We start from the raw sequence: 24,534 nt of genomic DNA on the forward strand, positions 1-24,534 counted from the left end.
GAACGACGCCGACCTGCCGGAAGGGATCACACCGGAGGTACAGCCCCTCTATGGTCCTACGGGAGAGATATTCCGCTACACCCTGCGCAGTGACAAACGGAGCGTGCGCGAACTGAAAACCATCCAGGACTGGGTGATCGAACGTAACCTCCGTGCAGTATCGGGCGTAGCGGATATTGTCAGCTTCGGCGGAGAGGTGAAGACTTTTGAGGTTAGTGTCAACCCGCACCAACTGATCAATTATGGCATCACCGCGCTGGAACTGTACAATGCTATTGCCAACAGTAATATCAACGTGGGCGGCGACGTTATCACGAAAAGCTCGCAGGCATATGTGGTACGGGGTATCGGCCTCATCAACGACCTGGAGGAACTGCGGAACATCGTAGTGAAAAACATCAACGGCACGCCCGTACTGGTACGCCACCTGGCAGATGTACACGAATCGTGCCTGCCACGCCTGGGACAAGTGGGAAGAATGGACGAAGACGATGTAGTGCAAGGCATCGTCGTGATGCGAAAGGGAGAAAATCCCGGAGAGGTGATCGACGCCCTAAAGACCAAAATAGAGGATATCAACAAGAACATACTGCCCCAAGATGTGGAGATCGTTCCGTTCTATGACCGCGAAAATCTCGTAAACCTTGCCGTGCGCACGGTTACCCATAACTTGATTGAAGGGATTCTGTTAGTGACTTTCATCGTACTGATATTCATGGCCGACTGGCGTACCACGGTGGTAGTGGCGGTAGTCATTCCGTTAGCACTGCTTTTCGCCTTTATCTGCCTGCGGGCCATGGGCATGTCGGCCAATCTCCTATCCATGGGCGCCATCGACTTCGGTATTATCATAGACGGTGCTGTGGTGATGGTGGAAGGGGTGTTCGTGGCGCTCGACAAAAAAGCGCGGGAAGTGGGCATGCCTGCCTTCAACCGCATGTCGAAGATGGGACTCATCCGCCACACGGCCAAAGACAAGGCCAAAGCGGTGTTCTTCTCCAAACTGATTATCATCACGGCGCTTATCCCTATCTTCTCTTTCCAGAAAGTAGAGGGTAAGATGTTCTCACCGTTGGCCTATACGCTCGGTTTCGCTTTGTTGGGTGCACTGCTGTTTACGCTGACGCTGGTACCCGTAATGTCGTCCATGCTGCTGAAAAAGAATGTACGCGAAAAGAATAATTTCTTTGTCCGTTTCATCAACGAAAAGGCAAGTGCCCTCTTCGACAAATGCTATGCACATCGCAAGCTATCCATCGGGCTGGCGAGCATCGCCGCCATCGTGGGATTGTGGATGTTCACCCTGCTGGGCACGGAGTTCCTGCCGCAACTGAACGAAGGTTCCATCTACATCCGTGCCACCCTGCCGCAAAGCATCTCGCTGGACGAATCGGTACAGCTCGCCAATCAGATGCGGCGCAAGTTAGCGGCATACCCCGAAGTGCGGCAAGTGCTCTCACAAACCGGACGACCCAATGACGGCACGGATGCCACAGGATTCTACAACATCGAATTCCACGTAGACATCTACCCGGAAAAGGACTGGGAAAGCAAACTCAGCAAGCTGCAACTGATAGACAAAATGCAGGACGACCTTTCGCTCTATCCCGGCATCGACTTTAACTTCTCCCAGCCCATCACGGACAATGTGGAGGAAGCGGCTTCGGGCGTGAAAGGCTCCATCGCCGTGAAAGTATTCGGAAAAGACCTGTATAAATCGGAAAAGATTGCGGTACAGATAGACAAGATACTCTCCACCGTGCAGGGCATCGAAGACCTCGGAGTTATCCGCAACATCGGCCAGCCGGAACTACGCATCGAACTGAACGAACAGAGTCTGGCACGCTATGGGGTAGCCAAAGAGGACGTACAGTCCATCATCGAAATGGCCATCGGAGGAAAATCGGCATCGCTGCTTTACGAAGACGAGCGGAAGTTCAACATCATGGTACGCTATAAACCGGAATACCGGCAGAATGAAGAGGAAATAGGCAAGATTCTGGTACCCACCATGAACGGAACAATGATCCCCATCAAGGAACTGGCAGAGATAAAAACCATCACAGGCCCCCTGCTGATATTCCGCGATAACCACACCCGCTTCTGCGCCGTGAAATTCTCCGTACGCGGTCGGGACATGGGTACTGCCGTGGCCGAAGCGCAAAAGAAGGTCAATGCTTCCGTACACCTGCCCGAAGGATACACGCTAAAGTGGACGGGAGACTTCGAGAATCAGCAACGTGCCACCAAACGTCTTTCGCAAGTCGTTCCGGTAAGTATCGCTATCATCTTTATCATCCTGTTCGTACTGTTCTCCAATGCACGGGATGCAGGGTTGGTATTACTGAATGTACCCTTTGCAGCCGTCGGCGGTATTATTGCGCTGCTCATCACCCACTTCAACTTCTCCATATCGGCAGGTATCGGGTTCATCGCCCTGTTCGGTATCTGTATTCAGAACGGTGTGATTATGATTTCGGACATCAAGCACAACATACAGGCACGGTTGCCATTGCCGGAAGCCATAAAGACAAGTATGCGTTCGCGCATCCGCCCCGTAGTGATGACGGCAGCCATGGCAGCCACCGGCCTGATGCCGGCAGCCATGAGTCACGGTATCGGTTCGGAATCGCAACGCCCGTTGGCAATCGTCATTATCGGCGGATTGATAGGCGCTACTTTCTTTGCCCTGTTCATCTTCCCGCTGATTGTGGAGATGGTTTACAAGAAGATGCTGTATGACAAGGAAGGTAATCTGAACCAGAGAAAACTATAAATAAGATATTCACCACAGAAAGGGCACAGAGAGTTTTTCTTTCGAGCCTTGCAAGTAACCATAATGGTGTGTTGGTACAAATAAAACAAATACAAGCCTTAAACTTAAGAAACTCTATGGCATTCTGTGGTGAATTCTCGTATATTTGTACGGTACTTTAAAAACATCGTTCCAGTTATGGCAAAGATATTATTGGTAGAAGATGAAAGGAACATAGCCTCGTTCATCGAACGCGGACTGCATGAATTCGGTCATACGGTAAGCGTAACCCACGACGGCACCATCGCTTGGGAACTATTACAGCACGAAGCGTTCGACCTGTTAGTGCTGGACATCATCATGCCCGGAATAAACGGTCTGGACTTATGCAGGCAATACCGGCAGAAGGAAGGATATCAAACACCTGTCATCATGCTCACCGCACTCGGCACTACCGAAGACATAGTGAAAGGACTGGATGCCGGAGCGGATGACTATCTGGTAAAGCCTTTCAGCTTTCAGGAACTCGAAGCCCGCATCAAAGCGCTGCTCCGCCGGGGTAGGGAAACACCGACATTGCAACTGACCTGCAATGACCTCGTGCTGGACTGCAACACCCGCCGCGCCCAACGCGGAGAGATCAGCATCGACCTTACCGTTAAGGAATATCGCCTGCTGGAATACTTCATGACCCATCAAGGCATCGTCCTTTCCCGTCTCACCTTGCTAAAAGACGTGTGGGACAAGAACTTCGATACCAACACCAACGTGGTAGATGTCTACGTGAACTATCTGAGAAACAAGATAGACAAGGATTTCGACACGAAACTCATTCACACTGTTGTGGGAATGGGCTATATCATGGGTATCCGGTAACAGATAAAAAGAAAAAGCACAGCGTATGAAGATAGGTTCCAGAATAGCATTGTTTTATACCATCATCACCGTAGGGGCAATCGCTGCGGTGGTCATGGTATTCTACTTTTTCACCTCCCGCTACATCAACCATCTTTACGACTCTTACCTGATAGAAAAAGCCTATCTGACCGCTCAGAAGCATTGGGAAAAAGATGAGGTGGATGAATACAGCTACCGCGAAATCCAACAGAAATATGACGAACTGTTGCCACAGGCGCAAGAGATATTGCTGAATATAGACAGTGCGTCGGCAGCCGTGAACGACACGCTGAACAAATACCTCGACAGTAACCAGCAGGCACGCCTGTTCAAAGACCTCCCGGTTCCGTTCGTCTACGGCAATCTGAGGGGTGCTGCCCTCCATTATCCCGACAATGAAGGTGACTTCATCGTACTGGTCATGGCAAGCAATAATTACGGACGCGACATTCAGAAGCACATCCTCCTGCTCGCCCTGTTCCTGCTGCTGATGAGTTGCGGACTCATCTACCTCATCGGAAGAATCTATGCCAACCGTATTCTGCATCCCCTGAAACACATCCTCAAAGAGTTGAAGCGCATCCGTGGAAACAACCTGAACATACGGATGAAAACATTCGGCAACAAGGATGAACTGGACGACCTCATCCGCACGCTGAACGGAATGCTGGACAGAATCGACACCGCTTTCCAAGCGGAAAAATCTTTCATCAGCAATGCTTCGCACGAACTGAACAACCCGCTCACCGCCATTCAGGGCGAGTGCGAAATCACCCTGCTCAAAGAGCGTTCCCCCCAAGAGTATATCGATTCGCTCCAGCGTATCTCTACCGAAAGCAAGCGCATCACCCAACTGATAAAGCACCTGCTTTTCCTCTCCCGCCAAGAAGAAGACATCCTGCAAAACGCAAGGGAAGAGATGGACCTTGTGGCGCTTTTACGCGACTTATGCCTACAATACCCCCAAGTGATGTTCCATACCGATGTGCCGGAAGGCCATGCTCTCGTTACGGCCAATTTCTATCTGCTGCGCATAGCCTTCCAAAATGTAATCGATAATGCCCGGAAGTACTCCAAAGGGCAGGTAGATGTCAGTTTAAGCATTCGTAAAAACGCGCCCGTCATAGAAGTGAAAGATTATGGAATCGGTATTCCGAAAGAAGAGATACAACACATTTTCCACTCTTTCTACCGGGCAAGCAACACGCGCGAGTATGCGGGACAAGGTATCGGCCTCAGCCTGTCTATGAAAATCGTATCGGTATACGGCGGCAAGATAGCGATAGAATCGCAGGTAGAAAGCTATACGAAAGTCACTATGACCTTTACCCCCGCCGGTGAGCGGGAATAGAATCAGAGTTGAGAGGTCTGCCCTACCGCACTGTATGCTTCCTGCACTACTTCCTGCGGGTATCCGCAGATTTCCAGAATACGAATGGCATTACGTTCCGTAACCGGACCGGGTTTCAGTTTATAATCAAAAGACAAGACTCCGTTTTCCACATTCTCGCAGAAGTGATACAGGTCGTATTCATCTTTCAGCAAAGATGCCAGTTCGATGTCATGGGTAGATACGAATACGATGTTCCTTTGCCGTATCAATACCGAAAGCACCGCTTTGGCAATGGCAATGCGCTCTACGGTATTCGTTCCCTTGAACAACTCATCCAGCAAAAAGAGATGATTCCCTTCCCTGCTCAAATCAATCATCTCCTTAATCGTCTGCACCTCTTGCAAGAAAAAACTCTTTCCTTCCAGCAAACTATCCTCCATATGAATGGCGGAAGCAAGCCGCATACCCGAAGGGTAACGGAAACTGCGCGCAAAACAGGTGTTCAACGCCTCGGCAGCAAGCTGGCAAACTCCTATCGAACGGATGAAGCTCGTCTTTCCCGACATATTGGAACCGGTGATCAACACAGACTTGCCATGAAGGGTAACCGTATTGGAAACACAATGGCCGATAAGCGGATGATAGATATCCGCCACATGAAAAGATTCACCCTCACGGCAACGTCCGGGCAGTGAGTGATAGGGCAATGACTCCCGAAACATCGATACGGAACACAACACATCGACCAACCCGAAGAAACGGAACACCTGTTCTATCTTCCGCTGCTTACCCTGCAAAAGAAAAAAAGCACGGGAGGTAGAAATCGCTTCCTGCAAAAAGAACATGTTCAGCAGTTCCGTAAAGAAATAGGCCAAAAAAGCGATGTCACTTTCCAGGCGGATACCCAGACGAAAAGAAGCCAGCCTTTTCCTTAACGGCATCAAATCGGCTAAAACTCCGGTAATCTCTTTATCGACCGAAAGGCAGAGCGGGCGCTTGGCCAGTTTTTCCGATTGTTTCAGCAGGTTCAATAACTGCGGAACGGAAAAAAGATATGCCTGCATCTCTGTCTTTTTGCGATAATGCAAGATGAGATTTACCAGCAAGCCTACTAACATCAGCCAAAGAAACCAGACGGAAGAAGTGACGTACAACAACCCCAAAGAAAGCACAGGGACAAATTGCAAGACCCTCAACAACCGATAAAAAGAACGGGAACTGACCGGATGATCTGCCGATAACAAGGAAGCTATCGAACAGGCGTCCGAATGATTCAACTTTTTTAATTCCTTCTGAATGTCACTGCGCAATGTCGTATCGGAAGAAAGCGTATGCAATATGTCCTCATGAACGGCTATTGCCGACGGACGATTGTAATGCAATACATCATACAGGTACTGTCTGCCCACACAAGAAGAAGTGTAATCGGCAGACAGAAAAACATCGTCCATATTCAAATCATCCCAGGTTCGTTCGGACACCAAACCGTCCGTATCCGCCTTTATCCTATGCCCATGATAAAGTGCGATGTCTGATAGTGTTTCTCCCATTTCACAAATATAACAAGAACTTGCTGAATTACAGCAAAATCAGGAGAAATAAAACGAGTCCCCTCATCAAGGGAAGATGCCAGGCCTTTGAGAAGAGTGGAAGGAGAAGTAAAGGGAGAAGACGCAGATTGACGTATTCAATAAAAGAAAAGCATCCGGAAATATTTCTCCGGATGCCCTTTTACTATGCGTACATAGCGTTACCGCTTTTTGTCAGATTAATATCTGTCACGACCGCCACCGTAACCACCGCCACGGTTACCGCCACCGTAGCCACCGCCACGATTACCACCACCGCCGTAGCTACGACGAGGAGCAGATTCTTCTTTAGGGCGAGCTACAGATACAGCAAGTTTTCTGCCATCTACTTCTGCTTCGTTCAATGCTGCAATCGCCTTATCACCGGCTTCTTCATCTGCCATCTCTACGAAACCATAACCTTTGGAACGGCCTGTCTCTCTGTCAGAAATAACTCTTGCTGAGGCTACTTCTCCATACTCTGCAAACAACTCTGTTAAATCGGAATCGCTAATGTTATAGCTCAATCCTGCAATAAAAATGTTCATCGAAAAAAAATAATTAATTCTTAAATAATAAAATGATTTTGTTAGAGAAGTCTTATTAAGGAGATAAATAACTCTGCAATAACATTGAAAAGGAACCGTATCTTACTTATCAGAAATCTTTAAAACGTGGTAAATATAGGCATTAAGTGGGGATTGAGAAAAGAAATCGGTAAATTCTTTAAAAATAAATGCAAAAAAAACAGAAAAGGGTGACAAACGGATTTCAAAAGATGACAAACAGACTTCAAAAACAGAAAACAAGACCAGTCATGTATATCCATTCCCATTTTCGAAGGACAGTATTATATTGATAAGAGGCGCCGGCCTTTAACAAAAACCTGTCGGACAATTGATAAGCAACTCCGGCACTTGTTCCCCTCGTATAGAGGGAACGTGGGGTACGGTATCTGTCGGACAGATAGTTAGTAGACATATAAAGTGAAAACTTATTCGTCAACCGATAACGAGCCTCTACATCCGAGCGAACCGCAGTAGAAGAATAAGTTTCTACCGGTAATATTCCTGAAGAGAAGTACTCCCCCCTTATTGTCAACCGTTTCAAGGGTTGCCAGAAAGAATAACTCCGGAGATTGTTCTTTTCCGGAAAAGAAACCGGAGTCATATCAGGTAAAGAAATTCCGGGATAATGACGGAGAAGATGCACATGACCGGAAGGAAGCAATTTGAAACCGGGTAATTCAAAAGCAGAAACAGGATGATTGATAATCCCCGGCTTTCGCTCGCCGGGGATTGAAATCAAATCATCCAGATGGAGTCCCTCGAACGGAACTTCCTGTGCCGCCGCCGGGGCGAAACAGAATAGACATAGAATAGTATAAATGAAAAAATCCCTCATACGGCGTCTGGCTTTGTTTATTAGACGCTCGTATAAGGGAAATGCTGTTATGGGTGTCAATTAAAAATTGAAAAATAGATTAAATACCTATGAATGAAAAAACGATTCATTTCAGGATAAAATACGGCTACCCCCAGTATTGAACATCGTATATTCCAGTATTAAGTATCGTATATTCCAGTACGGAACACAGCCCGTTTCAATGATTCAGACTCCGTCGTCTACGGCTACGCCGTCTCTGCAACTTATTACGCTGATAACGCTGCACACGTTTATAAATCATCCAGCCGCTCATTACGCCGACCACCACAAAAATAAGTATCGTGATCCCCACACCGAGATTATCCCCTTTGATACGTGACCATATCTCGAGCACATCTTTCGTCTTATCACCAAAATCACGAATCATGGCACAACGTTCCACCACGCTACGGTCCGGATATTGAATACGGTTTATCTGAATACTATCGGCATCCGGTCCGAAAAAATAACTGAGATCGGAATAATAAGTCAAGGTCGTATCGATTTTCTCCTCCATTATTTCGGGAGAAGCAATAGCGCTTACATATCCGCAGGCATCCATATTGCGAATAGCAATATCAGGCCGACACATGAAATTGATAAAATAACTGGCCGCTTGCGGATTACGTGCATACTTCGGAATCACCCAACCATCATACCATATATTACTGCCTTCTTCGGGCACTACATAATCGAGGTCTACTCCCACTGCATCGGCTTCTTCGATAGCCCACATGGCATCTCCGCTCCAGGTCATATTTATCCAAGCCTTGTTTTTAGTCATCATCTCTTTGCCAAAATCAGCTTCCCAGCCGGCAATGTTCGGTTTCATCGCTTTCAGATATTTCTCCACAATAGCCATTGCCTGAGGAGAATAATCGTTCATCAACTGCTCTACGGTCACCTTTCCTTCGGCCAGTTCTTTGGCATGAGAGTAGATGATCGCTGTCCCGTATGCATCGCGATAGGCATCTTTCATCAGTATTTTGCCGGCAAACGTCTTATCCCAAAGGCATCCCCAGGTATCTACATCCTGCTCTGTCACGAAAGCCTTATTATAAAGGATTCCTGCCGTCCCCCACATGTAGCACACAGCATAATGATTGGCAGGGCGTCCCGGCTGACTCAGTTTATTAATCTGCTCACGGATATAAGGCGCCACATTATTCATATAATCGGGCGAATGGGCAAAAACAGTATCGATGGGCAACAACAAATCCTTTTTCAGCATACGTTCGATAATGTATTCCGAAGGACAAACCACATCAAAATCCTCATGTCCCTTTTCAATCTTGGTAAGCATGATTTCGTTGATATCGAATGTCTGATAGACGATGCGGATATCTTCTCCGGTCTGTTCCTTGTAATAAACCTGAAAATCTTCCAAAACACCCTCACCGATATAATCAGCCCAATTGTATATCTTCAGTACATTCTTACGAGGCTCCCCGGTATTGTAACAACCGGCAAAAAGAATTCCTAAAACGAGTATAGATAGAATTTTTCTCATAACATTAATAATTATTTAATGTGCCAATATGCCAATGTGCCAATTTCCATGCGGCATGATTATTCCTTCAAATTACATCCAATTGCAGCGCAGCCAATTGGCATATTGGCACATTGGCATATTGGCACATTATTACATTATTTTTTGCTTGAACGATGATTGATGACAATGAGTAAAGCCAACACCACTACAAAAATGATAGTGGAAAGAGGGCGCAACTCCGGTGTCAATCCACCCTTTCGGGCATCGGCATAAATATAGGTGGAAAGAGTTTCCAACCCCTCATTGCCGATGGTAAATACTGTTACTGCAAAATCATCGATGGAAAGTGTCAGTGCCAGCATGAAGCCACTGATCATCCCCGGACGGATTTCCGGAAAAATCACCTTGCGCAAAGCCTGCATGGGAGTAGCCCCTAAATCGAGCGCTGCCTCATATAAATTTGGATTCATCTGCTTAAGACGCGGAAGCACACTGAGCACCACGTAAGGCGTACAAAATGTGATGTGTGCCAACACCACCGTAGTGTATCCTTGAGAGATACCCAAAGAAACAAACAGCAGAAACAATGAAATACCGGTAATGATATCACCATTCAAAATGGGAATGCTGTTTACGAAACCAATGGTCTTACGGGCACGGCTCTTCAAGTTAAAAATGCCGATAGCAGTAATGCTTCCCAACAAAGTAGACGCGGTGGCGGCAATCAGAGCGATAGTCACCGTATTTATCAATGCATTCATCAACGAATGATGCGTTCCTGTGGTAAACAACGAAGAGTAGAGTTTAGTTGAGAAACCTGTCCAGTTTCCCAATACTTTGGCTTCGGTAAACGAATAAATCACAATAATCACGATAGGCGAATAGAGCAACAACAGCAATATCCACAAATAGGCCTGGGCAAAAATCCTCTTTACCATAATCCCCCTCCTTCGTTAGAATGATCCTTATCGTCGGTGCTGAACAGTGAAGTGGCCGCAATCAGCAACAACATGATGAGCGATAAGGCCGCACCGTAATTCCACATGCTATTATTGATATTCTCCTGAATGGTGGTACCGAAAAGCTTGATATTGTTCATGGTCAGCAACTCGGCAATGGCGAAAGTAGAGATGGTAGGCATAAACACCATCATGATACCACTCATCACTCCCGGCATCGACAAGGGCAATACCGCTTTCAAGAACACCTGTACCGGATTGGCCCCCAAATCTTGTGCTGCCTCTATATAACTGTGATCCATCTTCTGCAGCGTATTGTAGATGGGGTAGATCATAAAAGGAATAAAGTTGTATACCATACCGAATATCAACGCCCCTTCTCCCAATGGCATTCGGAAAAAATCGAAAAGGGCAACGGTGGCTAACGTACGTACCAGAATATTGACCCACATGGGCAGGATAAACAGCACTACCAATGTCTTGGAACGGTTCAGTTTCACATTGCTCAATATCCACGCAGCGGGATATCCTAACAGGATACATACAAGCGTCGTAATAATCGCTATTCCGATAGAATATACAAAAGTATTGATTGCTTCGTGATGAGTAAAGAACTTCTCAAAGTTCTCCAAAGTAAGATGTCCGTTGTCATCTGTAAATGCATAAACCACAATAAGAAGCAACGGAATGACGACAAATATCGCCGAAAAGATAATGTAAGGAAGAGTCCAACTCTTACGTGATGAAAAAAAGACTGATAACTTATTCACCTCTGAAATTCATTTTTATTTTTTAATTACCCGGATCGCATCGGGAGGAATAGTAATACCTACGCGGTCGCCATCGTCCCAAACATCATTCGTATCCACAAACACATTCTCGTCCCAATCCGACCATACAGTCAAATGATAATGGTCACCTTTATAAAGGATGAATTTCACTTCACCGGTCAGTGTACCGTCTTCTTCGTTATCCTGGAGGATAATCTTATCGAAGCCTACCTCTACCCGAACTTCGGCACCGGCCGCGATATCCGTCACAGGTGCACACTCGAAGTTACACCCCAAAAACTCCACATGAGTCTCATCCGTCAGTTTGCCTTCGAAAGTATTGCACACGCGCTCTTTCTTCATTATATGAATATCAAAGGGTTTCACAAGCAATCCTACCTCGGCTCCCACCTCAAAGTGGTGATAATCCTGCACCAAAAACTCGTAACCACTACAAAGCACCGTCATTTCATAGTGCACCCCTTTGAATACAGAAGATTGCACTACTCCTGTCAGTTGTGCCATATCGGATACAGGAAAAATATACAGGTCTTCGGGACGAATCACCACATCTACCGGCATGTTTTCACCAAAACCTTCGTCCACACATTCGAACTCCGTACCGCAAAAACGTACCAGCTTGTCTTTGATCATGGTACCGTTCAGTATATTACTCTCACCGATAAAATCGGCAACAAACGAATTGATAGGCTCATTGTATATATCGATCGGCGTGCCTATCTGCTGAATCCGTCCCTCGCTCATCACCACAATGGTATCGCTCAGCGTCAAAGCCTCTTCCTGATCGTGAGTCACATATACAAATGTAATACCCAAACTCTTGTGCATCTCCTTCAGCTCCATCTGCATATCTTTACGCATTTTGAGATCGAGCGCAGCCAACGGTTCGTCGAGCAGCAAAACTTCAGGCTCATTGACAATGGCACGGGCAATGGCTACCCGTTGCTGTTGTCCGCCGGAAAGGGAATCGACATCACGGTATTCATAATCCGTCATGCCTACCATCTTCAAGGCAGCCTTCACTTTCTTTTCAATGACCGGCTTCGGTGTCTTTTTCAGCTTCAAACCGAAAGCGATATTATCATACACATTCAGATGCGGAAAAAGAGCGTATTTCTGAAAAACCGTGTTCACCGGACGCTTATGGGGCGGTGTTTGTGTTATTTCCTTTCCCGATATTCTGATTTCACCTTCCGAAGCCGTCTGAAAGCCGGCAATAAGGCGTAACAACGTGGTCTTACCACAACCCGAAGGACCGAGAATCGTCACGAATTCTCCCTTCTTTACATTTAAGGTCACATTATCCAAAGCAGTCTTATCACCGAAAAACTTCGATACACTGTTTACTTCGATAATGTAATTGTTTTCTTGCATATTCATACTAATTTGGGGTGCAAAGGTACACATTTCTACGATTTCCTCCTACGTGTTAATCTAATATAACAGAGTTTTCCTCCGAAAGATTGAAAAATAATCTATCTTTGCATAAATATTTATTCACTAATTTTACGAAAGCATGAAAAAGTTAACTTATTTGTTCGTTGCTGCCGCCGCTTTAGGTATGGTGGCTTGCGGCGGAAACAAACCAGGCTATGTCATTACCGGTACAGTAGAGGGAGCAGCCGACGGTGACACTGTATTTTTACAGGAAGTAGTAGGCAGACAACTCAGCAAACTGGATACTGCCATTATAAAGAACGGTACATTTACATTCGAAGGCGTGCAGGACTCTGCCGTAAACCGCTATGTAACATCCGGCACAGGAAATGAAGCAATGCTTATGGACTTCTTCCTTGAAAACGGAAAAATCAATATCGCTCTGACTAAAAACAATGATTCGGCAACCGGTACAGCCAACAACGACGCCTACCAGGAAATACGCAACAAGATCAACGCGCTCAATCAGAAAGCACAACCCATCTACGAATCCATGGGAAATGCCGACATGACCGAAGAACAGAGGGCTGAAAACATGAAAGCACTCGAAGGTCTTCAGAATGAATTGGGAGAAGTTTATAAAGAGGGAATCGAAAAAAACATCACCAATCCGGTAGGTATCCACTTGTTCAAGATGAACTATTACAGCATGGAAACAGCAGAAAATGATGCTTTATTGCAACAGATTCCGGCTCAATTCCAAAACGATGCTGCCATCGTAAAAATCAAAGAGATGGTTGAAAAGCAAAAGAAAACAGCCGTCGGACAGAAATTCATCGATTTCGAAATGCAGACTCCTGACGGAAAATCTGTTAAGTTGTCGGACTATGCAGGAAAAGGGAAAGTAGTTCTTGTAGACTTCTGGGCAAGCTGGTGCGGTCCTTGTCGTCGTGAAATGCCGAACTTAGTAGAAGCTTATGCAAAATACAAAGGTAAGAACTTCGAAATCGTAGGCGTATCACTCGATCAGAATGCCGACTCTTGGAAAGAAGCTATTAAAACACTGAAAATGACATGGCCGCAGATGTCCGATTTGAAATACTGGAACAGTGAAGGCGCACAGTTGTATGCCGTAAACAGTATTCCTCATACCATGTTGATTGACGGTGAAGGAACAATCATTGCCCGTGGTTTACACGGAGAAGAACTGCAAACAAAGATTGCCGAAGCACTGAAGAAATAAAAGTCGATTCTCAAGAGAATATCACAAAAAAAATCAGCCCTTGCAAATCAAACTGCAAGGGCTGTTTTTATGATGCTTTATCGGTATACCGATTGATTACACAAACCAACGTACATAACAGAAATCCTGACGGTGAGGCAGATCCGGATTTTTCGGGAACATACGGTAAGATACCTTGAAACTTCCTGCATTAGACAAGCTGTGTTTAGCCTGGAATGTATACAAATTCCCCTCTTTCTTGATGACACTGAACGGTTCTACAGAATAAACATGTTGTTTACCGTCAGCCGTTGTATAAGTAGTCACCAATTCAAGTCCTACTGCATCGTTCAAGCCCTTCTCATCGATAACATAAGTAATCGTATATTCTTTTCCGCTTTCAATGCTGCCTTTTACAAGTTCTTCTGTCTTCTCACAAGATACAACCTCAATTGAATCCCATTTCTCAACCACTTCTTCCTTCCATGCTGCAATCTCTTTTGCCTTGGCATTGTCATTGGCAGACAACATCTGGAAACGTTTGGCTTCTTTCGTGTAGAACTTGCTGTAATAATCATCGAGCTGACGCTTCATCGTATAATGAGGTGCAATCTGCGCAATAGAATTCTTGATTGTCTTCACCCAGCCTTCAGAGAATCCTTTCTTGTTGCGTGCATAGAACAACGGTAGAATTTCCGTCTCAAGAATGCTGTAGATAGTAGCAGCATCCAGCTGATCCTGATGATCTTGATTCTGGTAAGTTCGCTTTTCTGTCAACGCCCATCCTGCACCTTCACGATAGCCTTCCAGCCACCACCCGTCAAGTACGGAGAAGTTAAGCACACCGTTCATCAATGCCTTCTCACCCGATGTACCGGATGCTTCGAGCGGGCGAGTCGGTGTATTCAGCCAGATATCAACACCGGATACCAGACGACGTGCCAACTGCATATCATAGTTTTCAAGGAAAATAATCTTACCCAAGAATTCCGGACGACGGGAGATCTCGATGATTCTCTTTATCAAGCCTTGTCCAGCACCATCATGCGGGTGAGCTTTTCCAGTGAAAAGGAATTGTACCGGATAATCGGGATTATTAACGATCTTAGCCAGACGCTCCAAATCGGTGAACAACAAATGAGCACGTTTGTATGTAGCAAAACGACGGCCGAAACCAATCAGCAACGCATTCGGATTGATCTTATCCATCAGAGACACAATACGTGAAGGATCACCCTGATTCTTCAACCATGTTTCACGGAACTGCTTGCGGATGTAGTCTACCAGCTTGTTCTTCATGGTCATACGGGTCTTCCAGATTTCTTCATCAGCCACATTATAGATAGCCTCCCAAATCTTCGGATTAGACTGATCATACAAGAAATTCTCATTGAAATACTTCGCATACAACTGCTTCCATTCCGTAGCACTCCATGTAGGGAAGTGGACACCATTGGTAACATAACCCACATGACTCTCTTCCGGGAAATAGCCTTTCCAGATAGAAGAGAACATTTCCTGAGAAACCTTTCCATGCAACCAACTCACACCATTTACTTCCTGAGAAGTATTGCAGGCAAACACAGACATGCAGAAACGTTCGCCCTTATCACCCGGGTTATTACGTCCGAGATCCATCAGATCGTCCCAACTAATACCCATCATAGCAGGATATCCTCCCATATACTTGCCGAAAAGGCCTTCGTCGAAATAGTCGTGTCCGGCAGGAACCGGAGTATGAACCGTATAAAGAGAAGAAGCGCGAACAAGCTCGATGGCCTGATCGAAAGTAAGACCGGTAGCCACATAGTCACAGATACGCTGAACATTGATCAGTGCAGCATGTCCTTCATTACAATGATAAATATCTTTCTTGATACCTAATGCTTTCAGAGTCAAGATACCACCGATACCCAACAGGATTTCCTGTTTCAGACGGTTTTCCCAATCACCACCGTACAGTTGGTGAGTAATAGGACGGTCGAACTCGCTATTCATTTCATTATCCGTATCCAGCAGATACAGAGAAATACGGCCTACATTCACACGCCATACATTAGCATGTACGAAGTAGTTCATATAAGGAACGTCCACTACCATCTGTTTGCCGTCTGCATCGAGCACACGGTCGATAGGCAATTGGCCGAAGTTTTGCGCTTCGTAGTTGGCAATCTGCTGTCCGTCCATAGACAATGACTGGGTAAAGTAGCCATAACGATAAAGGAACCCTACTGCGCAAAGGTCCACGTTACTGTCAGAAGCTTCTTTCAGATAGTCGCCGGCAAGTACACCCAAACCTCCGGAATATATTTTAAGAACATTCGTTAAACCATACTCCATGCTGAAATAAGCCACAGAGGGACGAGTAGCGTCCGGTTTCACATCCATATAGTCTCTGAACTTAGTATAAACATCATTCATGCGCTTCAGGATAACTTTATCTTTTGATAAAGCTTCCAGCTTCTCATAACTCATACGTTCCAGAAGCAGCACAGGGTTCTGACCCACTTCTTTCCACAAAGCCGGATCCAAATCTCTGAATAATTCGGTTGCTTCATAGTTCCAGGCCCACCAAATGTTGCGTGCTATTTCAGACAACTTTTCCAATTCCGCCGGAACACGTGACTTTACAGTCACCTCTTTCCAGTTCGGAGTGTTCACATTACTAACTTTAACTTTCATAATGTTATCATTTACTTGTTTGATAAATAATTTAATTCAGCTGACGTTTCATTGCATTGCGTAAAGCAATATCATAAGCCTCATAATAATATTTAATAAAGTGTTTCCACAACGCCTTCTCTGCGATTTCGGCGGCATGTTTGCGGATTTCCTTCACTTCATTTTCTGTTTTTGCGGAGAATAGCGAGACTGTATCTTTGATACCATCGGCCACCTCGGAATAATTATAATCCGAACGGTGCAACACTTCCACCCCGCCATCAATACCATTCTGTTTTTTCAAGCTCTTCACCCAAAGACCGAAACCGGCAAGATCAGTAGTAATGGTAGGCACACGGAAAGCCACACTCTCCAAAGGCGTATATCCCCAAGGTTCATAATAAGACGGATAAACGCTAAGATCCTGTCCCAACAACAGATCATAATAATCCTTATTCAAGATTCCATCCCTGCCATTCAGATAACAAGGCACAAAAATCACTTTCACTTTATCTTCGGGATGATTGCTCATTCCAAGATATTTCAACATATCAAGCACCTGATCATGCGTCATATTATGCAACCAATGCGTGATAAAAGGCACTTCCAACGGAGTATCGAACTTGTCTTTACTTTTCAGACGCGCCTGCAAATCTTCACGGGGATCGCCCACCCAGCCGGGAACATTGACAAAAGCCAATACGTCTCTCTTCAAGTTCTTATCCCGGCACAAACGGTTCAATGATTCCAGAAACACATCGATACCTTTGTTCTTAAATTCATAACGTCCACTGGTTCCGATAATTAACGTATCATCACCCAAATTTGTTCCCAATAATTTATTGGCAACATTCAGCATAACCGAACGGGCACGTTTACGTTTGCCGGTGAAAGTACTTCCTTTAGGAACGAAATCGTCCTCAAAACCATTCATCAATACCACATCGGCCGCTTTATCAAGCAACTCTTTACATTCGTTATTGGTTATTTCACTTACCGTCGTAAAACAGTCCACATAATGAGCTGTCTGCTTTTCGATGGAATGTTTGGACTGCATATTCAGCTCTCCGGCCATCTGATCACCGTTATAAGCAAACAGGTAATCATACAGAGGTTTGTTGTTTCCCGCAATGGAACGTCCGATAGACGTAGCATGGGTCGTAAAGATCGTCGCAATTTCCGGTACAGCCGTTTGCAGATAAAGCGCTCCTAATCCGGTCATCCATTCATGTGCCTGATAAACAGCTTTATCGTTCTCCGTCAGATTGTAGCGATAAAAACTTTCCACTACTTTACCGGCAGCATACGAAAACATCGATGCTTCATCATAGTCGCCATAAGCATGCAGCGAATCTACCTGAAAACGATTCCACATCTCTGTATATATTTCATTCTTTTCTGCAAAGAACGACTGAAAGTCTACTAATATCACAATGGGATTGCCCGGAATATTCCAACGTCCTACACGGACGGAAAGATTATCTTTTTCACAGGCATGTTCTTTCCATGCCGCACAAAGATTGTCGGACTCTATAAACAAAGGATTATCCTTACCTTGCCACACGTCCGGACCAATAAAGAACAATTTATCACGAAAAGCGGTCTGTAATGTGTTTGCCCTTGTGGACAGAACAGTGTAGATTCCTCCTACCTTATTACACACCTCCCAACTGGCTTCGAAGATATAATCGGGGGTTAATAAATCTTTTACCATATAATTGTTTAGAACTCTTTTTTATTAAGCGACTGCAAAAATACGCATTATTTATTGAAAAATAATGGTTTATGCAGAAAATATGAATTGACAGGAAGCCACAAACGTTTGCAATCCCCCTTCAGCAGGGCGTTTCATTCTATTCTTTGAATGGACATGCATCAAAAAAAAATGATCATATGCTCTCGATAAAAAAGACTCCTGCAATACGATATTACAGGAGTCTTTCATATTTTTTTATATATCCGGCTTATGCCAAAGCACTACCAATCAAGAAAGTAGCAGCCAAAGCTACGATTGCATAAAGTTCCGGGAATACAGCAAGGATCAGTGTATTACTGAACACGTTGTGACCTTGACCGATAGCAGCGATACCATTGGCACAAACCTGTCCCTGGCGGATCGCTGAGAACAAAGCAACCAATCCCAAAGCAATACCTGCACCCAATACGGCAGAAGCCTGAATAGCTGTGATCTGAGGAGTCAGGATACCGAAAATCGTTTGGAACATAAAGTAGCCGGCGAAACCATACAAACCCTGTGTACCCGGAAGGGCTGTCAATACAAGGAAGTTACCAAATGCGCTATCATTCTTTTTCAATGCGCCGATGGCAGCGTTACCTGCAATCGTTACCCCGTATGCACTACCGATACCCGACAAACCAACCATTACCGCGATGCCAATGTAGGCAATAAACAAATTCATTTCCATAATTTTATTCTGTTTTTATTGTTTAATTTTAAATCTTTGTTTCTTTATTTCTTAAAAGGTTTATACTCTTTACCACCGCCTTCATATCCGGAATTCTTGAAGAATTCCACAAATGTCAGACGCATGGGGTGAACCATCGCACCGAGTACATTCATAAATATATTGATGGCATGGCCGATCACAAAGATCAGTACCATCACAATCGGTCCTAAAACAGCATTATCAGGACTCATTCCGGTTGCGAGACTATTGAATACTCCTGCCAAAATACCTCCTGAAAGCCCGAGAGCGAACAGACGGACATACGAAAGCACATCACCCAGCAAACCGGTAACCATGTTGTAGGAATCCCACAAACCGAGTCCGATATTCAGGAACACATTCTTTCCGGGAGTATTGAAAAGGAATATCATCACACCGGCAATACCGAGTATTACCAAATGCACCGTACCACCCATCGGTAATATTTCCGGAAGCAAAGCCGAAACACCCATAGACAATAACAGGATAATCCATCCGATCGTTGCAACGGCATATTTAAAGCCAAACTGTATCGTTTGGTTCACCGCTTTCAGCACCATACCGAACATGATCTGTATCACTCCCAATATTAACGAGAGCTGGAACATATCGTTATTATCCATGAAGACCGCATGTTTCAACCTCTGTACAATCGGCCAATCCAGATCGTAGATATTTGCTCCGAAAAAAGTTCCCGTCAACAATCCGCAAAAGAAAGTAGAAGCAGCCAGTACCTGGATCAGCGAAATGATCGACTTGGTAGAAGCAGTCAACTTCTTAGCCATCAGACGATATGCCGTAGCACCCGCAAAAAGAAATAATCCATACCCCGAATCGCCGAGACAAAGCCCGAAGAAAACCATAAAGAACGGAGCAAAGAACGGAGTTAAGTCCAATTCGTTATACTTCGGCAGCATATAGAGCTTGCAAATCGGTTCGAACCAGGAAAAGAATCCCTTATTATTCAATTCGATCGGCACATTATCTTCTGGCGTGGGATCGGAAAGTTCGTAATAGACATGAGACGAATCGAGGAAAGCCTCAATCTCTATCTTGTTACGGGCAGGAACCCAACCTTCAAGCAACATCAGTTTTTCACCGGCAGCCTGTTCTGTGCTCAACACTACTTTAGAAAACTCGATATTATTCTGTAAATCCCTCTCCATCTCCTTCAGGGAAGGAATATCCTTTTCGGCCAACAAAGCAAGCTTTCCTTCATTTTCAGTAATAGCCTGTTCCGTTTCGGCATAAAGCTGATTCACGCGAGTCAGTGAGTAAGCCGGCAACTTGGCCTGCTCTACATCCAGATCGACTTCTGCTCCGTCTTTCGTTACGGTTATAAAGAATACTTTTGAAGATATACGACTGATAACCATCGCATTATATTCCGTTTCCCATTCTTCTTTATAATTTCCTTCCGAACAGGTATAAAACCCTACCGTATAGCCAGCCTCATTCAACCGACGAACATTTTCCGGTTCGAAGTCGCCCCATGCAGTCAAGGCATCCCGCTCTTTTGCATAACCCTGCAACTGTTGGGTCAGTTTACTCTTTTCCGTCTGCAACGCATCTATCTCATCCAGTACTTGTGCACCCCGTTGAGGAGTCCCCCCCTCTTTGGCAACTGCCGTATTCTTATCGAGCTTCACATTCTGGAGCAACTTTATGGCAGCCGCCAGACGCGACGAAAGACGAATACTGTCCTGCAACTCGGCATTCTCAGCTATACCCTGCTGTTTTTCAACAATGTGCACCACACCAAGCTCGCGAAGACTATTCAGAAAATCTTCGTATTCCTTATGATAAGCCAGGAACGTGAGTTTCTTCATTTTTGTAATCATGCCTCTACCTCCTTCCTTTTTTCCTGCTGGGATTTCAGAATCTTCTGCGACGACTTGGATAAGTTTTCCTCATCCTCCATGAAACGTTTGATCTTTCGCAGTGCATCCTGATACCCCGGTATCTGTACCTTCTCAAAAAGGTTCACTTTCTGAGTGGTCTTTTTCCTTGCATGTTCCAACAAGTTCAGTTTGGCGAGTATAAACTCTCTTTCGATAGCCGTTTGTGCAAGCTGCTTCAACAGATGCAGCCCATCGGCATACCACTTGGGAGCGTTAAACATACTGTACGGCCGTATCTCAAAATCTACATTTTCGAGTAACGGCACCCGTACACCGGCAATCTTTTTCACGCCAAGATGAACATCATTTACCTTTATCAATGAGGCGTCAAACTCATTCCAAAGTGCGAACATGGCTTCATAAGCCTGGATTTGTTTCTCCAGCCTTTCTTCCAGATCGGCCGCTTCCGTCTTGCAGCGCTTCACCTCCATGCGCAGGGCACTCTCCTTGTTCTTAATAATAGGCAGAGTACGTACCCGCACTTTCAGTTGTTTCTCCAATAGCTGAAGGGACGTCTTATTATATTGAAACTTTATAGCCATCTCATTTATTTTACTGTTTTAACCATTTACCAACAGACAATCGAAACAACTCTTTTCGCTATTACAATCTACAAAAATCCAATCGCAAGACTGTAAACTGCCTGATCGTAAATCCAATTATTTCGGCCAATACTGTTCTACCAGTTCTTTCTTCATATTCACCTCTTCCGGACGGAAATACTTACCGAACAATCCCCAAGCTACATCCAGCATTTCGGTAGTATCAAGATTTACATCGATAGCAAGTAACTGATTGGAGTAGTCTTTTGCAAAAGCCAAAGTACGTTCGTCATAATTAGTCAGGTCGAAACCGTTTTCCAACTTTGTCTTGGCATTGGCGGCATCGGCATACAGACGTACGGCGGCATTCATCACCTGCGGATGGTCCTTACGTGTCTTCTTACCGGTTACCAACTGTTTCAAGCGGGATAAAGAACGGAACGGATCGACAATAACCTTACCGATATCACTGTCACGACGCAGGAACAACTGGCCTTCGGTGATATATCCCGTATTATCGGGCACAGCATGCGTAATATCACCACCGGACAAAGTAGTCACGGCAATAATCGTGATAGAACCGCCGGAAGGGAACTGCACCGCCTTTTCGTAGATCTTCGCCAAGTCCGAATAAAGCGAACCGGGCATAGAATCTTTCGAAGGAATCTGGTCCATACGGTTGGACACGATTGCCAAAGCATCGGCATAAGAGGTCATATCGGTAAGCAATACCAGTACTTTCTCATTGTGCTCCACCGCAAAATATTCAGCAGCAGTCAATGCCATATCGGGAATCAACAGACGTTCCACCGGAGGATTCTCCGTCGTATTCATGAAGCTGACAATACGGTCGAGTGCACCGGCATTGGAGAATACATTCTTGAAATACAGGTAGTCGTCATTCGTCATACCCATACCACCGAGGATAATCTTATCCGTTTCGGCACGCAAGGCCACGTTTGCCATTACCTGGTTAAAAGGCTGGTCAGGGTCGGCAAAGAACGGAATCTTCTGTCCGGATACCAATGTATTGTTCAGGTCGATACCGGCAATACCCGTTGCAATAAGTTCCGACGGTTGCTTACGGCGAACCGGATTTACAGACGGACCACCGATCTCCACTTCCTGTCCTTCAATTTCCGGTCCCCCGTCGATAGGGTCGCCAAACGCATTGAAAAAACGACCGGCAAGCTGCTCGCTTACTTTGATCGTAGGCGATTTGCCCAGGAACACGACTTCCGCATTGGTCGGGATACCTTCGGTACCTTCGAACACCTGCAACGTCACTTCATCACCGGCAATTTTTACCACCTGGGCCAGTTTGCCATTCACGGTGGCCAACTCGTCATACCCCACTCCCGTCGCTTTCAGCGAACAGGTAGCTTTCGTAATCTGAGTGATCTTGGTATATATCTTTTGAAATGCTTTTGTTGCCATCTATTTACTATTTAGCTATTTACGATTTACTATTTAACACTTCTTTCATCAATCAGCTCTTTCAGCTGCTTCCGGAAGTCTTCGTACTGTTCCGACTGGAATTTGGAGTAGTTCATCTGTTTGCAGATGTTAATCATCTTCTTGAAATAATCCATTACTTCATTGAAGTTTTCAAATTCGAATTCAGTGTGGCAGATATCGATTACCATGTTCAGAATAGCTTCCTGACGTTCCATCGGAGTCACGGCATCTATCTCGTCGAAAGCATCCTGCTGAAGGATCACGAAGTCGATCAGTTCCGATTTCCAGAAAGTAACGTGATATTCTACAGGTACACCGTCGTCACCAAGAATGTTGATCTGCTCGGCAATCTCTTTACCACGCTGCAAACGGGTCTTGATTTCATTTACCTTCCCGATCCATTCACCGTTGATATGTTCGGAGATATATGCTTCAAATTCCGGATATTCGATGTATTTGGAATAAGAATCGATCGGATTCACTGCCGGATAACGTTTCTTGTCGGCACGATCCTGTTCGAGTGCATAAAAACAACGGGCCACCTTCTTGGTATTCTCGGTAACAGGCTCTTTCAAGTTACCACCGGCCGGAGACACCGTACCGATAAAAGTAATAGAACCCGATGCTCCATTATCCAGTTTCACATAACCGGCACGGCCGTAGAAATTGGAAATGATAGACGATAAGTCCATCGGGAACGCATCCGGTCCGGGCAACTCTTCCATACGGTTGGACATTTCGCGCAATGCCTGTGCCCATCGGGAAGTAGAATCGGCCATCAACAGAATCTTCAATCCCATCGCGCGATAGTACTCTGCAATGGTCATCGCCGTATATACGGATGCCTCACGGGCAGCCACCGGCATGTTCGAAGTATTTGCAATAATAATAGTACGCTCCATCAGCTTGCGTCCTGTATGCGGGTCAACCAGTTCGGGGAATTCGGTAAAGATTTCCACAACCTCATTGGCACGTTCACCACAAGCAGCGATAATCACAATATCCGCTTCCGCCTGCTTAGAGATAGCATGCTGAAGCACTGTCTTACCCGTACCGAAAGGGCCAGGGATAAAGCCCGTTCCTCCCTCTACAATCGGATTCACCGTGTCGATAACACGAACTCCGGTTTCCAGCAATTTAAAAGGACGGGGCTTTTCTTTATAATTAGTCATTGCACGCTTCACCGGCCATCTCTGAATCATATTGACTGTAATATCCTTACCTTCTTCATCGGTGAGTACGGCAATGGTATCTTCAATCTTATAATCCCCTTCGGCAGCAACAGACTTCACCGTGCAGGTTCCTTTCAGTGTAAAAGGCGCCATAATCTTCAGCGGCTGGAAATTTTCGTCTACCTGTCCCAGCCATGCCGAAGCTTCCACCTTGTCGCCTACATTTACCAACGGCACGAAATGCCACTTTTTTTCTTTATCCAACGGATATGTATATTGTCCTCTCTTAAGGAAAACACCATCCATCTTGTCGAGGTCGTTTTGCAGACCGTCGTAGTTTTTCGATAACATGCCCGGACCCAGAGTCACCTCAAGCATGTGTCCTGTAAATTCGGCTTCCGCTCCCACTTTCAACCCACGGGTGCTTTCAAACACCTGGACATATACATGCGAACCTACCACCTTAATCACCTCCGCCATCAACTTATCGCCACCGGTAGAGATATAACAAATCTCATTCTGAGATACCGGTCC

18 protein-coding genes are annotated in these 24,534 nt (G+C 45.4%); 4 read left to right on the forward strand and 14 right to left on the reverse strand.

Annotated features, from left to right (window positions below):
• The 3 genes from QVP90_RS15510 to QVP90_RS15520 all read left to right on the forward strand — a co-directional run.
• On the forward strand, positions 1-2,776 hold a 2,776-nt coding region (locus QVP90_RS15510), incomplete at its 5' end, for an efflux RND transporter permease subunit (protein WP_288204709.1).
• Positions 2,777-2,953: 177 nt separating this feature from the next.
• Complete coding sequence (locus QVP90_RS15515; RefSeq protein WP_021936937.1) at positions 2,954-3,631, forward strand: response regulator transcription factor; 678 nt, start codon at positions 2,954-2,956, stop codon at positions 3,629-3,631.
• Positions 3,632-3,656: 25 nt separating this feature from the next.
• Entirely contained in the window at positions 3,657-5,003 is a 1,347-nt protein-coding gene (locus tag QVP90_RS15520) for a sensor histidine kinase (protein WP_021936938.1), read from the forward strand.
• A 2-nt stretch (positions 5,004-5,005) separates the two neighbouring features.
• Here the strand turns inward: QVP90_RS15520 and QVP90_RS15525 are convergent, their stop codons facing one another.
• From QVP90_RS15525 to potA, 7 genes are all read right to left on the reverse strand, one after another.
• Positions 5,006-6,535 (reverse strand): MutS-related protein, encoded by a 1,530-nt coding sequence (locus QVP90_RS15525; RefSeq protein ID WP_021936939.1) that lies wholly within the window; start codon positions 6,533-6,535, stop codon positions 5,006-5,008.
• A gap of 218 nt (positions 6,536-6,753) precedes the next feature.
• Positions 6,754-7,101 (reverse strand): RNA recognition motif domain-containing protein, encoded by a 348-nt coding sequence (locus QVP90_RS15530; RefSeq protein WP_005931209.1) that lies wholly within the window; start codon positions 7,099-7,101, stop codon positions 6,754-6,756.
• Between the two features lie 244 nt (positions 7,102-7,345).
• Positions 7,346-7,957: a hypothetical protein gene (locus QVP90_RS15535; RefSeq protein ID WP_021936940.1), complete on the reverse strand. Its 612-nt coding sequence runs from the start codon at positions 7,955-7,957 to the stop codon at positions 7,346-7,348.
• Between the two features lie 199 nt (positions 7,958-8,156).
• Positions 8,157-9,488, reverse strand: a complete 1,332-nt coding sequence (locus tag QVP90_RS15540) for an ABC transporter substrate-binding protein (protein WP_021936941.1) — start codon at positions 9,486-9,488, stop codon at positions 8,157-8,159.
• Between the two features lie 137 nt (positions 9,489-9,625).
• Positions 9,626-10,408, reverse strand: a complete 783-nt coding sequence (locus tag QVP90_RS15545) for an ABC transporter permease (protein WP_021936942.1) — start codon at positions 10,406-10,408, stop codon at positions 9,626-9,628.
• Positions 10,402-11,199, reverse strand: coding sequence for an ABC transporter permease (locus QVP90_RS15550; protein WP_021936943.1), 798 nt, complete (start codon positions 11,197-11,199; stop codon positions 10,402-10,404). Before QVP90_RS15550 ends, QVP90_RS15545 begins: the two co-directional genes overlap by 7 nt.
• A 15-nt stretch (positions 11,200-11,214) precedes the next feature.
• Positions 11,215-12,600 carry a polyamine ABC transporter ATP-binding protein gene (gene potA, locus QVP90_RS15555; protein WP_085930798.1) on the reverse strand — a complete coding sequence of 462 codons (1,386 nt, stop codon included), beginning with the start codon at positions 12,598-12,600 and terminating at the stop codon, positions 11,215-11,217.
• Positions 12,601-12,736: 136 nt separating this feature from the next.
• Between potA and QVP90_RS15560 the strand changes: the two genes are divergently transcribed.
• On the forward strand, positions 12,737-13,840 hold the full coding sequence (locus tag QVP90_RS15560; RefSeq protein WP_005931192.1) for a TlpA disulfide reductase family protein: 1,104 nt from the start codon (positions 12,737-12,739) through the stop codon (positions 13,838-13,840).
• Positions 13,841-13,936: 96 nt separating this feature from the next.
• On the opposite strand, the gene QVP90_RS15565 is transcribed toward QVP90_RS15560, so the two are convergent.
• The 7 genes from QVP90_RS15565 to QVP90_RS15595 all read right to left on the reverse strand — a co-directional run.
• Positions 13,937-16,501 carry a glycosyltransferase family 1 protein gene (locus QVP90_RS15565; protein ID WP_005931189.1) on the reverse strand — a complete coding sequence of 855 codons (2,565 nt, stop codon included), beginning with the start codon at positions 16,499-16,501 and terminating at the stop codon, positions 13,937-13,939.
• Positions 16,502-16,532: 31 nt separating this feature from the next.
• Entirely contained in the window at positions 16,533-18,194 is a 1,662-nt protein-coding gene (locus QVP90_RS15570; protein WP_007481320.1) for a glycogen/starch synthase, read from the reverse strand.
• A 250-nt stretch (positions 18,195-18,444) separates the two neighbouring features.
• Positions 18,445-18,906 (reverse strand): V-type ATP synthase subunit K, encoded by a 462-nt coding sequence (locus QVP90_RS15575; protein WP_002562679.1) that lies wholly within the window; start codon positions 18,904-18,906, stop codon positions 18,445-18,447.
• A 44-nt stretch (positions 18,907-18,950) separates the two neighbouring features.
• A complete protein-coding gene (locus QVP90_RS15580) occupies positions 18,951-20,768 on the reverse strand; it encodes a V-type ATP synthase subunit I (RefSeq protein WP_005931182.1) in 1,818 nt (605 codons plus the stop codon).
• Entirely contained in the window at positions 20,765-21,370 is a 606-nt protein-coding gene (locus tag QVP90_RS15585) for a V-type ATP synthase subunit D (RefSeq protein WP_021936945.1), read from the reverse strand. The genes QVP90_RS15580 and QVP90_RS15585 overlap by 4 nt, the downstream gene beginning before the upstream one ends.
• 117 nt (positions 21,371-21,487) lie before the next feature.
• Positions 21,488-22,807, reverse strand: a complete 1,320-nt coding sequence (locus QVP90_RS15590; RefSeq protein ID WP_021936946.1) for a V-type ATP synthase subunit B — start codon at positions 22,805-22,807, stop codon at positions 21,488-21,490.
• Positions 22,808-22,836: 29 nt separating this feature from the next.
• A partial coding sequence (locus QVP90_RS15595) for a V-type ATP synthase subunit A (protein WP_288204785.1) occupies positions 22,837-24,534 on the reverse strand: 1,698 nt, incomplete at its 5' end.

Source organism: Bacteroides sp. CAG:189 (assembly GCF_000432295.1).
Lineage (GTDB): Bacteria > Bacteroidota > Bacteroidia > Bacteroidales > Bacteroidaceae > Bacteroides > Bacteroides salyersiae.

Bases quoted from the DNA above. Each gene is read 5' to 3' on its own strand.
- QVP90_RS15540 (WP_021936941.1), bottom strand. From the start codon at position 9,488: ATGAGAAAAATTCTATCTATACTCGTTTTAGGAATTCTTTTTGCCGGT.
- QVP90_RS15575 (WP_002562679.1), bottom strand. From the start codon at position 18,906: ATGGAAATGAATTTGTTTATTGCCTACATTGGCATCGCGGTAATGGTT.
- QVP90_RS15515 (WP_021936937.1), top strand. From the start codon at position 2,954: ATGGCAAAGATATTATTGGTAGAAGATGAAAGGAACATAGCCTCGTTC.
- QVP90_RS15590 (WP_021936946.1), bottom strand. From the start codon at position 22,807: ATGGCAACAAAAGCATTTCAAAAGATATATACCAAGATCACTCAGATT.
- QVP90_RS15580 (WP_005931182.1), bottom strand. From the start codon at position 20,768: ATGATTACAAAAATGAAGAAACTCACGTTCCTGGCTTATCATAAGGAA.
- QVP90_RS15525 (WP_021936939.1), bottom strand. From the start codon at position 6,535: ATGGGAGAAACACTATCAGACATCGCACTTTATCATGGGCATAGGATA.
- QVP90_RS15565 (WP_005931189.1), bottom strand. From the start codon at position 16,501: ATGAAAGTTAAAGTTAGTAATGTGAACACTCCGAACTGGAAAGAGGTG.
- QVP90_RS15545 (WP_021936942.1), bottom strand. From the start codon at position 10,408: ATGGTAAAGAGGATTTTTGCCCAGGCCTATTTGTGGATATTGCTGTTG.
- QVP90_RS15520 (WP_021936938.1), top strand. From the start codon at position 3,657: ATGAAGATAGGTTCCAGAATAGCATTGTTTTATACCATCATCACCGTA.
- QVP90_RS15560 (WP_005931192.1), top strand. From the start codon at position 12,737: ATGAAAAAGTTAACTTATTTGTTCGTTGCTGCCGCCGCTTTAGGTATG.
- QVP90_RS15570 (WP_007481320.1), bottom strand. From the start codon at position 18,194: ATGGTAAAAGATTTATTAACCCCCGATTATATCTTCGAAGCCAGTTGG.
- QVP90_RS15585 (WP_021936945.1), bottom strand. From the start codon at position 21,370: ATGGCTATAAAGTTTCAATATAATAAGACGTCCCTTCAGCTATTGGAG.
- potA (WP_085930798.1), bottom strand. From the start codon at position 12,600: ATGAATATGCAAGAAAACAATTACATTATCGAAGTAAACAGTGTATCG.
- QVP90_RS15530 (WP_005931209.1), bottom strand. From the start codon at position 7,101: ATGAACATTTTTATTGCAGGATTGAGCTATAACATTAGCGATTCCGAT.
- QVP90_RS15535 (WP_021936940.1), bottom strand. From the start codon at position 7,957: ATGAGGGATTTTTTCATTTATACTATTCTATGTCTATTCTGTTTCGCC.